At 71.0% G+C, this 11,803-nt stretch carries 5 protein-coding genes and 2 pseudogenes; 4 read left to right on the top strand and 3 right to left on the bottom strand.

The window, feature by feature from the left end:
- Window positions 1–7 precede the first annotated feature (7 nt).
- Window positions 8–1,852 carry a S8 family serine peptidase gene (locus QLQ12_RS29200; protein WP_282763772.1) on the bottom strand — a complete coding sequence of 615 codons (1,845 nt, stop codon included), beginning with the start codon at window positions 1,850–1,852 and terminating at the stop codon, window positions 8–10.
- Between the two features lie 268 nt (window positions 1,853–2,120).
- Between QLQ12_RS29200 and QLQ12_RS47145 the strand changes: the two are divergent.
- The 3 genes and pseudogenes from QLQ12_RS47145 (at window position 2,121) to QLQ12_RS29180 (ending at window position 7,642) form a co-directional block, all read left to right on the top strand.
- A pseudogene (locus tag QLQ12_RS47145) lies at window positions 2,121–2,764 on the top strand (ThuA domain-containing protein).
- Window positions 2,765–2,951: 187 nt separating this feature from the next.
- On the top strand, window positions 2,952–4,418 hold the full coding sequence (locus tag QLQ12_RS29185) for a cellulase family glycosylhydrolase (protein WP_282763770.1): 1,467 nt from the start codon (window positions 2,952–2,954) through the stop codon (window positions 4,416–4,418).
- Between the two features lie 122 nt (window positions 4,419–4,540).
- The gene (locus QLQ12_RS29180) at window positions 4,541–7,642 is read left to right on the top strand and encodes an ATP-binding protein (RefSeq protein WP_282763769.1); all 3,102 of its coding nucleotides are present in this window, start codon (window positions 4,541–4,543) and stop codon (window positions 7,640–7,642) included.
- A gap of 449 nt (window positions 7,643–8,091) precedes the next feature.
- Here the strand turns inward: QLQ12_RS29180 and QLQ12_RS29175 are convergent, their stop codons facing one another.
- Window positions 8,092–8,337: a hypothetical protein gene (locus QLQ12_RS29175; protein ID WP_282763768.1), complete on the bottom strand. Its 246-nt coding sequence runs from the start codon at window positions 8,335–8,337 to the stop codon at window positions 8,092–8,094.
- Between the two features lie 179 nt (window positions 8,338–8,516).
- Window positions 8,517–8,894: pseudogene (locus QLQ12_RS47140) on the bottom strand (MFS transporter); the annotation flags it as partial.
- Between the two features lie 348 nt (window positions 8,895–9,242).
- Here QLQ12_RS47140 and QLQ12_RS29170 point away from each other — a divergent pair.
- Window positions 9,243–11,636 carry an ATP-binding protein gene (locus QLQ12_RS29170; RefSeq protein ID WP_328518317.1) on the top strand — a complete coding sequence of 798 codons (2,394 nt, stop codon included), beginning with the start codon at window positions 9,243–9,245 and terminating at the stop codon, window positions 11,634–11,636.
- Window positions 11,637–11,803: the final 167 nt, after the last annotated feature.

Genomic DNA, 11,803 nt, shown 5'->3' with positions numbered 1-11,803 from the left:
GCGTCCGTCAGAGCCCGGTGCAGGCGGCCACGCCGGACCAGTTCTCGACGGTGGCGTACGCCCACAGGGTGCCGTCCGGCGGAAGGGTGACCGTGCGGTCGGCGACGTCCGCGCAGCCCCGGTCCTGTTCGACGCGGTCCCAGCTGCCGAGCGTGAGTTTGTAGTGGACCGTGGTCTCGGGGGTGAGCCCGGTCAGCTGCACCCGCCAGGCCGGGGTCTGGGCGCCGTCGGAGGAGGTTCGGACGTGCCGCATGGCCCGGACGGCGCCCGGATCCCAGTCGGGGTGGCCGGCGCCGAGGACGGAGAGGTCACCGGCGACGTACACCGCGCCCGGGGTGTCCCGGGGAACGTCGACGTCCACGACCACCGCGGAACCGCCGCAGACGCCGCACTCGCCGCCGGGGTCGCCGGTGACGTCGTGGACGGTGCGGGCCACGTCGACGAGACCGCCGCCGATCGGGTGCGGGCTGTTGTACCAGCCGGCGCCGAGCGGCAGGGGGCGGGCGTTGCGCCGCAGATGCTCGCTGACCTGGGCGGGCGTCAGGCCGGGCCGGCGCGACAGCATGAGGGCGACGGCGCCGGAGACGTGCGCGGCGGCCTGGCTGGTGCCGCGCATGACACCGTACGAGTCGCCGGCCGGCTCGCGGGCGCCGGCGTCGACGGTGGACAGCACCCGGTGTGCCGGGTCGTTGTCACGCCAGTAGCCCCAGCCGCCGGGCGCGGCGACGTCGACCGTGTCGCCGTGGTTCGAGTAGGAGGCCAGGTAGCCGTCGTCGCCGGTCGCGCCGACGGTGATCACGCCGTCGCAGTTGGCCGGGTGGTGGTCGGCGGCCGGCGACGCGGAGTTGCCGGCCGAGACGACGACGCTGATGCCCCGGGAGACGGCCTTGTCGATGGCCGTCTGCACGGTCGGCCCACATGGCCCGTACCCGCCGAGGCTCATGTTGATGATCTTCGCCGGGGTGGGGTTGGCGGGGACGCCGGGCACCGGGGCGCCGGCGGCCCACACGATCGCGTCGGCGATGTCGGAGTCCCGGCCGCCGCAGGTGCCGAGGACCCGGACCGGCTGGACCGTGGCGTGCGGCGCGACCCCGGAGACGCCGGCGCCGTTGTCGCGGACCGCGGCGACGAGACCGGCGATGTGTGTGCCGTGCCAGCTGCTGGGTGAGAACGCGGTGGAGCCGCAGTCGCCCTCGTCGTTCCAGTCGCCGGGGTCGCGGGCGTCGCCGTCACGGCCGTCGCCGTCGGCCGTGTTCGCCGGGTCGGCGATGAAGTCGTAACCGGGCGTCAGGTTCGGCGCCAGGTCGGCGTGCGGCCGGATGCCGGTGTCGAGGACCGCCACGGTCACGCCCGTGCCGTCGGCGCCGGTGTCCCACGCCTCGTCGGCGCGGAACGCGCTGTCGGTCTGGCCGTAGACCTGCCACAACGGCCACTGTTCGCCGTAACGGGGGTCGCCGGGCGTGGACGTCCGGGTGACGGTCAGGTCCGGTTCCACGGCCGCGACTCCGGGTATCGCCGCGAGCCCGCGCATCAGCTCCCGGGCGCCGTCGGCGTCCCGGGGCTCGTCCACCCGGAGCAGTTCGCCGCCGGTGGCGAGGGTGCGCACGGTGTCGATGCCGGCCCTCGCCGCCCGTGCCAGGGCGGTGGCCCGGGCCTCGCCCGAGACGGCGGGCCGCAACGTGACGATGAAGGAATCGTAGGTCTGTCCCGCGCGCAGGCCGTCCCCGGCGGTCTCGGCCGGGGCCGCGGCGGTCTCGGCCGGGGCCGCGGCGGCCGGGGTCGCCGCCGACACCGGCACGCATCCCAGGGTCGCCGCCGCGACCAGCGTGACGATGCGTCGACGCCGTCTCATCCCTACCTCCAGTGATCGGAAATCCTTGCTTCAGCCGCAAGAACTTGCCCGAAGCAGACTCACGCTCCGCCATGCCGCCGTCAATGGGGAAGAACACGATCAATGGCTCAGAGAACGCTTTCACGCCTCCGGTAAACGGCTGCCAACTGCTGATACTCGGCTGAAGAAATTCATCAAGGAGGGATTTCACCATGCGGTAAAGCCAGCACTACATAGCCGGACGCCTATGCAATTTCTTGCCAGGCGAGGGAGCCTCTAGGCTGGTGGCATGCGTGCCCTGGTCGTCCGAGGCGGGTGGGCCGGCCATGAGCCGGTGGCCTGCACCGAGTTGTTCATCCCGCGACTGCGCGCGCACGGCTTCGCCGTGGAGATCGCCGAAACCCTCGAGGTGTACGACGACCCGGCCATTCTCGCCGCCGCCGGCCTGATCGTGCAGTGCTGGACCGGCGGCACCCTCACCGAGCGGCAGGAACAGAACCTGGTCGAGCGGGTCCGCGCCGGAGCCGGGTTCGCCGCTGGCACGGCGGCGTCGTCGCCACCGCCGACGCGGCCCGCCACTACCAGTTCATGGTGGGCGGCCGGTTCCTGTGCCACCCGGGCGGCTTCGTCGACCACGACATCGACATCGTCGCCGACCACCCCGTCGTCCACGGCGTCGAGAGCTTCCGGGTGCACACCGAGCAGTACTTCTGCCACACCGACCCGACCCTCGACGTGCTGGCCACCACCACCTTCACCGGCGACCACGGCGCCCCCGAGACGGCCGGCGCCGTGATGCCGGTGGTGTGGCTGCGCCGCTTCGGCCTCGGCCGGGTGTTCGTGTCGACGCTCGGGCACTCCCCCGCCGACCTGTCGCTGCCCCCGGTCGCGACGATCACCGAGCGCGGCCTGCTCTGGGCGGCCGGGCGCTGATCGGCCCTCCTTGACCGTTCGTCAGCTCATGGGCGGATTCCGGCGCTCCTAGGCCGGGCGTCCCGAACCGGCGGGCCGGCATCCAAGCTGCACCGTGACTGCCATCGACGGGCTCTGCTGCGGGCCCGGACCGCGCCGATGGTGGGGCATCGTCCAGTTGCGATTTCCGCAGGAGGCCCACCCCGTCATGAGCAGTCTTCGTGTGCTCTCGACCGTCCTGGCTTCCTCGCTGCTCGCGGCGGCCATGGCGCTGCCCGCCCCGTCCGCCGCCGCCACCACGACCACCGCGCCGACCCTGGCGTCCCGGATGACCGAGGTCCGGACCGCGAAGAGCATCAACTACTACCCGTCCAACGCCGCCTGGTCGGCGATGTGGTCCGGGTTCGACGCCAAGAAGATCGACGCCGATCTGGCCAAGGCCGCCGCGCTGGGCGCGGACAACGTCCGGGTCATCGTCTTCCCGCAGACCTTCGGCTTCCCCAAGCCCACAGCGGTGTACGCCGAGCGCCTCAAGAAGTTCGTCAGCCTGGCCGGCGCGCACAAGATGACGGTCAAGCTGACCCTGTTCGACTGGTGGGACGGCTACACCGACATCGCGGACAGCATCGCCTGGGCCCGGGCCGTCCTGGCGCCGTACGCCAACGACCGGCGGGTCATCGCCGTCGAGTTGAAGAACGAGTTCCAGCCGGACGACACGGCGGCCGTCGCCTGGGTCCGCAAACTGATCCCGGCGATCCGCTCCGCCGTGCCCGGCATGCCGCTGACCCTGTCGGTCGACGGCCAGACCGGCGCCGCCGGCATGAAGAAGATCAAGAAGTCGCTGACCGGCACCCCGCTGGACTACTACGACTTCCACTTCTACGGCAACTCGGAGCTGGCGCTCACCGAGATCAAGCGGGCACAGGCCGCGGTCGCCCCCACCCCGATCGTGATCGGCGAGACCGGTCTGAGCACCGTCGACAGCAGCGCCGGCGAACAGGCCGCCTTCCTGGCGCGGGTGTTCCGGGCCGCCCGGGACGCGGGTGTCCGATCGGTCGGGCCGTGGACCCTCACCGACTTCGCGGCCGGCGCCATCCCGCGTAACTCGTCGGTGTCGACCAAGCCCGCCCAGTACGGTTTCGGCCTGCACCGCGCCGACGGCACCCCGAAGGCCGCCGCGGCCGTGGTCCGTGCCGCCTGGACCAGCGGGGCCACCCCGAACACCGTCCTGAACCTGGGATTCGAGACCTCGGTGTCCAACTCGCCGTGGCAGCGGAACCTCCCCAAGGGCGGGGGCGCCACGATCGTCACCGGCACGGCCCGCACCGGCAAGCAGTCGGCCAAGTTCACCCGCACCACCCGTACCGCCGCCGGCCTTCCGTCGCTGCAGACCTCGCCGATCACCCCGGTGCGGGGCGGGCACCGGTGGCGGGCCGAGGCGTACGCCCGCGGCAGCAACGCCACCGGGACCACCGAGATCGCGCTGAGCTGGTTCGACGCCAACGGCAAATGGATCAGGCAGGACGCCTCACGCCGGCTGCCGAACGGCACCACGACCTGGACGAAGCTCGTCGTGGAGACCACCGCCCCCGCCAACGCCGCCGGTGTCCAGCTGCACCTGAAGTCCGGCGACAACAAGGGCAGCGTCTGGTTCGACGACGTCGCGATCTCCTGAGACCGCACGATCTTCGCCCGGGCTCATTCCTCGCCCCGGACAGCCGAAGAGAGGAACAGTGACGAGACGTCGTCGCTGACCCGGGGTGCGGGGGAACAGCCTTGAACTTTGGCTCGCCGTTGGTGCGGACACTCGGCTTCACGACGTTGTACACGGTCGCCACCTACGCCGGCCGTCTCACCGTCATGGACGACACCAACCTGAGCCTGGTCTGGCCCGCGGCCGGCGTGTCAGCGGTGTGGTTCCTGATCCAGTACTCGTCGCCGTGGCGCCTGGTGGACGTGCTGGCGCTCGCCGCCGTCGGCATGGCCGTCAACACCGCCACCGGCGCCCCGGCGTCGCTGGCGGCCTGGTTCGTGATGGCGAACGTGGTCCAGGCGTGCCTGTTCGCGTACCTGTTCCGTCGCTGGCTGCCGCACCTGTGGGGCGGCGGTGGAGACCTGCCGCTGGCCCGCCTGAACGAGCTGTGGCCGCTCGCGACGTCGGCGTTCCTGAGTACCGCCTGCGGCGCGGTGATCGGCCCGACCGGGGTGTGGGTCACCAGTGGCGCCTACTCCTGGCCGGCCACCGCGGTGTGGCTCACCCGCAACACCGTCAGCATCCTGCTGATCGGCGTCGCCGGCATCCGCCTCGGCCATCTGATCCGGGTACGCCTGGCCCGGCGCCCGGGCGCGGAGATCCGCGCCTGCTGGTCGGCCACCCGCCCGGCCCGCCGGTTCGAGTACGTCGCGGTGGTGGTCGCCTCCGCCGCCGCGTACCTCGCCGTCTTCGGGTTGAACGAACGGTTGCCGCTGGCCTTCATGGTGATCGCCATGACGGTCTGGGCCGGCTCACGTCTGCACACCGCCTTCGTGGTCGTGCACGACCTGGTCTTCGGCACGATCGCGGTGCTGTTCACGCTCAACGGGTACGGCGTGTTCGCCCAGATCGAGTCGCACCTCGCCCGGGCCCTGGTCGCGCAGGTGTTCATCGGCATGATCGCCATCATCGGGCTGGCCCTGGCGCTCGGCCGCGACGAACGTGCCGCACTCGTCGACGATCTGCGCGCCGCCCAGCGCGACGCGACCGGCCAGGCGAAACTCATGAACGCCATCGTCGACTCGATGAACGAGGGCCTCACCGTGGTCGACGAGCAGGGCCGCCTGCTGCTGCGCAACCCGGCGGCCAGCAACCTGATCGGCAGCGTCACCAGCGGGTCGGGGCGGATGGCGCAGCCCGACTTCTACGGCCTGTTCCACCCCGACGGGTCGCCGCTGGAACCCGACGAGATGCCGTACCGGCGGGCCCTCGCCGGACGCGACGTGCACGGCATGGACATGCTCGTACGCAACCCCGGCGTCCCGGAGGGCCGCATCGTCAGCGTCAGCTCCCGGGCCCTGCCCGGCGACCTCAACGGCGCGCGGTGCGCGGTCACCGTCTTCCACGACGTGACCGTCGAACGCCGCCACCGCGGGGAACTCGCCTCCTTCGCCGGCGTCGTCGCCCACGACCTGCTCAACCCCCTCAGCACCGTCGAAGGCTGGACCGAGGCGCTGTCCGACACGTTCGCCGACTCCGGGCACCCGGACGCCGTCGAGGCACGCGACGGGCTGGGCCGCATCGCCCGCGCCGCCACCCGGATGCGCAACCTCATCACGGACCTGCTCGCCTACACCACCGCCCGCGACGCCGCCGTCAACCCGATCATGATCGATCTGCGGGAGGTCGCGGAGGACATCGCGATCGCCCGGATCGACCAGGCACAGAGCAGCGGAAAGCCCGTTCCGGTCTTCCATATCGGCGAGATGCACCCGGTGTACGCCGACCCCGTCCTGCTGCGTCAACTGCTGGACAACCTGATCAGCAACGCCATCAAGTACACCGCCGCGGGCGTGACTCCCGAGCTGCGGTTCGGCAGCACCCGCGACGGCGGCTCGGTCACGGTGACCATCGACGACAACGGCATCGGCATCCCGACCGGCCAGCACAGCAGCATCTTCGACAACTTCCACCGCGCCCACCCCGGCGCCGGGTACACCGGCACCGGCCTCGGACTGGGCATCTGCAAACGCATCGTGGAACGCCATGGCGGCACCATCAGCGCCTCCGCGAACCCGGCCGGCCAGGGTTCCCGCTTCGCGTTCAGCATGCCCGCCGACGCCGCCAGCGCACCCGCCCCGGAGCCTGCCGCAACGTCCTCGGCTCCGTCGTCCGCCGCTGCCGCTTCCTCTGCCGAGTCCTCCGGTCCCGCCCCCACCGGCCGGCCGGCCGGTGCCTCGTCGGCCGCCGGCCCGAGGTCGCCCGCCGGGATCTTCGAGCACACCGCCCAGATGGTCCTCAACTACCTGCACGAACACATCCCGCTGACGTTCTGGTCGGTCACCCGGGTGGAGAACGGCCGGCAGACCTTCCTCTACCTCGACAACGACAACGGGTACGGCCTCCGCCAGGGCCACGGCCTCGCCTGGGAGGACAGCTTCTGCATCCACATGACCGCCGGCCGGGCCCCCACCGTCGCCCCCGACGCCCAGTCGGTGCCCCTCTACGCCGGCGCCCGAGTCAACCGGGTCCTCGACATCGGCGCCTACGCCGGCTCCCCCATCACCGAGCCGGACGGCTCCGTCTTCGGCGCCATCTGCGGCCTCGACCCGCAGCCGCACACCGGCGACCCACGCCTGACCCGCGTCGAACCGGTCCTCGACCTGCTCGGACGGCTACTCACCACCGCACTGGCCGCCGATCGCGCGCGTATCAGCTCACACACCGCGCAGCTCCGCGAACAGCTCACCGCCGACGACCTCACCGGCCTGCCCGACCGGCGCGCCTGGGATCAGGCGATCACCGACGCACAGGCCCGCCACCAGCGCCTGGCCGACCCGACCGTGATCGCCTACATCGGCCTCGACCAGGCCCGATCCGTCTACGACACGCTCGGGCCACCCGCCGGAGACGCCTACCTCCAAGCTGCGGCCCGCGCGGCCCAGGACGTGATCCGCGACTGCGACGTCATCGCCCGCGTCGCCGACGACGAGTTCGGTCTCCTGCTGACCGACTGCGACCACGCCGACGCCGACGCCGTCATCGCCCGCCTCCACCTCGAACTCGCCGCCGTCGGCGTCACCGCCTCCATCGGCTGGGCCTCCGTCCATCCGGAACACGGCTTCCGGGCGGCCCTCAGCGAGGCCGCCGCCGCTTTGCGGGCCGCCCGCCCGCACCACCACGAGACCCCAGCCCACACCCTCTAGCCACCACGGCCTGACCGGCGGCCCGACCGGGGCTGTGCGTGTAGTTGGGGGACCTTGCTCTCGGGACCGGCCGCCTCTGGCCCGCTGAGCTGCGAAATATGCCGGCATCGGCGGCCCCGCCGGACACCGGCATCGGCGGCCCCGCCGGACAGGGGTCGCGGGCGCGGCGCCGCAAACCGCATCACCCCTGTCAGGTCGTTCGAACCTGACCCCCGTTGCGGGTGTACCCGACACCCGCAACGGGTGTGGGCCGCGAGTATCAGTTATGGCTTCGCCGGTGAGGTAGCAGCAGAACGGCCTATTCGCGCGATCACGCGACATCGCACAGCCGCGCGCCTTCCCACGGTCACGCGCCTTCTCACGGTCACGCGCCTTCCCACGGTCACGCGCCTACATGCGGTCACGGGACTTCACGCGGTCACGCTTCGTCTCGACGGCGACGTCCGCGATCAGGGCGCGGTGCTCTGTGGTGTGCCTTTCTGCGGTGGGCTCGGTGCCATGACCTCGGGTGGAGGCACGCGGCGTAGCGCGGAGACCGCCACCGTCATCGCCACGCAGGCCATGACGACCAGGTACCAGGCGGGGGCCAGCCGGTTACCGGTCCGGTCGATGAGGAAGGCGGACACGTACGGCGCGGTGGTGCCGAACAGCGTGACCGTGACGTTGTGGGCGAAAGCAGCCGCGGTGTACCGCATTTCGACCGGGAACCGCGTCTTGGGGCAGGACGTATCCGCCGAGCCCGACCATGGTGAACCAGCCGCCGTAGACCACTATGCCGCGCCAGCCGCGCCGCAGCGCCGTGCCGAGCGGGAACCGCACCCGTGTGGCTGCGGCCGCCCGGAACTCGGGGCTGTCCGGAATCCGAGAACCCCTGCAGCAGGCGGCACGCCAGCAGAAGCGCCGGCGCCCACAGCCCGATGCTGGCGTAGGACGGCAGCAGACCGATGCCGAGCGTGCCCACCGCCATCACCAGGATCGAGGCGACCAGTGCGGGACGCCGCCCGATCCGGTCACCGATATGACCGAAGACAATGCCACCCAGAGGGCGCATCGCAAATCCGACCGCGAAGATCAAGAACGTATTGATGAGAGCGGTTGCGGGGTTCCCGGGCGGGAAGAACACGACGGCGAATACGGTAGCGAAGTAACCGTACAGAAGGTTGTCATAACCCGAAATGAAAGTGCCGATGCTGACCGCGAGAGTCGCCCGGCGGAAATCGCGTCGCGCATCGATCACTTTCAGTCTGGCCATCACTTCAGCGTGGCATCCGGATCGGTTCATGTCGACACCCGAACGATTGACGCCAGACGACACCGTGAGCGATCCTGTCCCGGCTGGACGGCAGGGGCTGTGAGCATCGGCCGCCCCGGCGGGAAGCACGAAGAGACGCGGCCGGGCGCTGTCCGGTCGCCCACTTCTCCGGGGCGCCGACCCACGATTCGGCGGCCGGAACAAGGCAGGGTGAATAGTGAACAAGGCGGGATGAATAGTGGCTGGTTCCGCTGTTGCCGCGACGAGAGCCGAGTCGGGCGACCGGCCCGTAGACGGCATCGGCGGTGACACCGGATCAGGTGACCATCGCGGATGTCTTGTTGACACATGCGATCCCCAGGGGTCGAATCGCTGAAGACTTTCAACGCGACGGCAGGAAGGTACATGCCCCGCAGCAGTCAGGAAGGGATCGGTAATCTCCCTGCGGAGCTGACGAGCTTCGTCGGACGCCGCAGTGAAACGAGTGTGGTCAAGCGTCACTTGACGCGATCCCGGCTGGTGACCCTGACGGGAATGGGCGGAGTCGGTAAGACCCGGCTGGCTCTGCACGTCGCCGCCGGGCTCCGGCAGCAGTACCGGCACGGCATCTGGCTCGTCAGGCTGGACGAGGTACGCGACGAGACTCTGATGCCACAAACCGTCGCGGCCGCCCTGGGCCTGTGGGACCTCCGCGGGCGGTCGCCCGTGCCCGTGCTCACCGAGCATCTCGCCGAGCGCCGGACGCTGCTGGTGCTGGACAACTGCGAACATCTCATCGACGCCGCCGCCAAGCTGGCCGAGACGCTGTTGGCGGCCGCGCCCGATCTGCGCATCGTGGCCACCAGCCGGGAGGCGCTCGACATCGCGGGCGAGACGGTGCTGGTGGTGCCGCCGCTGCCGACACCGGATCCTGATCGTCCGGGCGCGTACCACGAGTTGGCGCGATATCCGGCGATCACGCTTTTCGTGCAACGCGCGGCGGCGACGGCGCCGAGCTTCTCGCTCCGCGAGGCCGACCAGGCGCCGGTGGTGGAGATCTGCCATCGGCTCGATGGGCTGCCCTTGGCGATCGAGCTGGCGGCGGCGTGGCTGCCGGTCCTGTCTCCCGGCCAGATCCGCGACCGCCTCCGGGACCGGCTGCGACTGCTCAGCCGGGGCAGACGCGGGGCGCCCGATCGTCAACAGACGCTGCGCGCGTGCCTGGCATGGAGTTTCGACCTGTGCACAAGGCTGGAGCAGCGGCTGTGGGCGCGGCTGTCGGTCTTCGTCGGCGGATTCACGCTGGAGACCGTCGAGAGCGTCTGCGCCTTCGGTGACCTGGCGGCCGGGGACATGCTCGGCTTGGTGAGCTCGCTTCTGGACAAGTCGGTCCTGGTCCGGGAGCCGTTCCCGGACGCGGTGCAGTACCGGATGCTGGAGAGCGTCCGCGCGTTCGGCCTGGACCGCTTGCGAGAGACGGGCGAGTTCGCCACGCTGCGGCGCCGGCATCGGGACTGGTACGAGCAGATGACGACACGCGGGCAGCAGGACTGGGACAGTCCCCGGCACCAGAGCTGGCTGGACCGGCTGGACCGGGAACTGCCGGATCTCCGCGCGGCGCTGGAATTCAGTGTCATGGACGCGGCCGAGGCCTCCGCCGCTCTGCGGATCGGCGCCTGCCTGCACTCCTATTGGGTGGCACGGGGCATGAACGAGGAGGGGCGACACTGGCTCGGCAGGGCGCTGGCCCAGCCGACGGGGCCGTCCCCGGAACGGGTCAGAGCCGCGTACACCGCCGACATACTGGCGGCGATGCAGGGCGACATCGACGCCGCGCGAGACTGGATGCGGCATGCCCGCCAGACCGCGGCACAGTTGGATGATCCGCTGAGCCACGGCATCGCCCTGCTCGCCGGGGGCGCTCCCGAACTGCACAGCGGCAACGCCGCCGCGGCGGTGCCGCATGTCGAGCGGGCGCTGGCGGTGTTGCAGGACCACGACGACTTCTGGACGCTCATGGCGCTGGCCGGGCTGGCGATGCTCAAGGCGATCCTGGGCGATACGGCGGGAGCGCTCCTCATTCACCGGCGGATCCTGGCCATGACCGAACCCCGGGGAGAGGTGCGCCTGCGCAGTCAGTCAGTGTGGGCGGTGGGGGTGGGCCTGTGGATGCAGGGCGAACCCGGTCGGGCCGCCGAGTCGGTGACCCAGAGCCTGGAGCTTCGGAACAAACACCGGCTGAGCGACACGTACGGCGCCGCCCTGTGCCTGGACGTGCTGGCCTGGGTCTCGGCGCACGACGGCCGGGCCGAACGTGCCGCCACGTTGCTGGGCGCGGTCGCGGCGCTGTCGCGGACCATGGGCGCTCCAACAGGAACCTATCCCGGCCTGCTGCATCACCATCAGGAGTGCGAGCGGCAGGCGCGCGAGGCACTTGACGAGGCGCGGTTCCAGGCCGCCTTCGCCCGCGGCGGGCGAATGACGATCGAGGAGGCCACCGCGTTCGTCATCGCCGGCACGGCCCCCGGCGAGGAGGGAGGCGGCGGCGCACCGGACGACGCGGAGGGGCCGGCCCTGACCCGCCGCGAGCGGCAGATCTGCGAACTGATCACCGAAGGGTTGTCGAACCGGCAGATCGCCGATCGGCTCGTCATCTCGCAACGGACCGCGGAGTCACACGTGCAGAACTCGCTCATGAAGCTGGGCTTCACCAATCGCTCGCAGGTCGCCGCCTGGATGGCGACCCGGCAGCGCCGGCCTTGACGCGGCCGTCGCCGGTGGCGCCGAAGGCCTCGTGTGCCGTGGACTCCACCGGGGTAGTGCGATGAGACCGGAATCGTGCGATGAAATCGGGATCGTGCAGATGAAGCCGGGGTGGTGCGATAAATCGGGATCGTGCGCTGGCAACCCGGATAGTGCGACGAGAGGAG

Source organism: Actinoplanes sandaracinus (assembly GCF_030009775.1).
GTDB lineage: Bacteria > Actinomycetota > Actinomycetes > Mycobacteriales > Micromonosporaceae > Actinoplanes > Actinoplanes sandaracinus.
Note: the sequence above shows the minus strand (reverse complement) of the source record. Positions and strands in the feature narration are given on the sequence as shown.

Excerpts from the sequence above, each read along its gene's own strand:
- QLQ12_RS29200 (WP_282763772.1), bottom strand. The coding sequence starts at position 1,852 with ATGAGACGGCGTCGACGCATCGTCACGCTGGTCGCGGCGGCGACCCTG.
- QLQ12_RS29170 (WP_328518317.1), top strand. The coding sequence starts at position 9,243 with ATGCGATCCCCAGGGGTCGAATCGCTGAAGACTTTCAACGCGACGGCA.
- QLQ12_RS29185 (WP_282763770.1), top strand. The coding sequence starts at position 2,952 with ATGAGCAGTCTTCGTGTGCTCTCGACCGTCCTGGCTTCCTCGCTGCTC.
- QLQ12_RS29175 (WP_282763768.1), bottom strand. The coding sequence starts at position 8,337 with ATGCGGTACACCGCGGCTGCTTTCGCCCACAACGTCACGGTCACGCTG.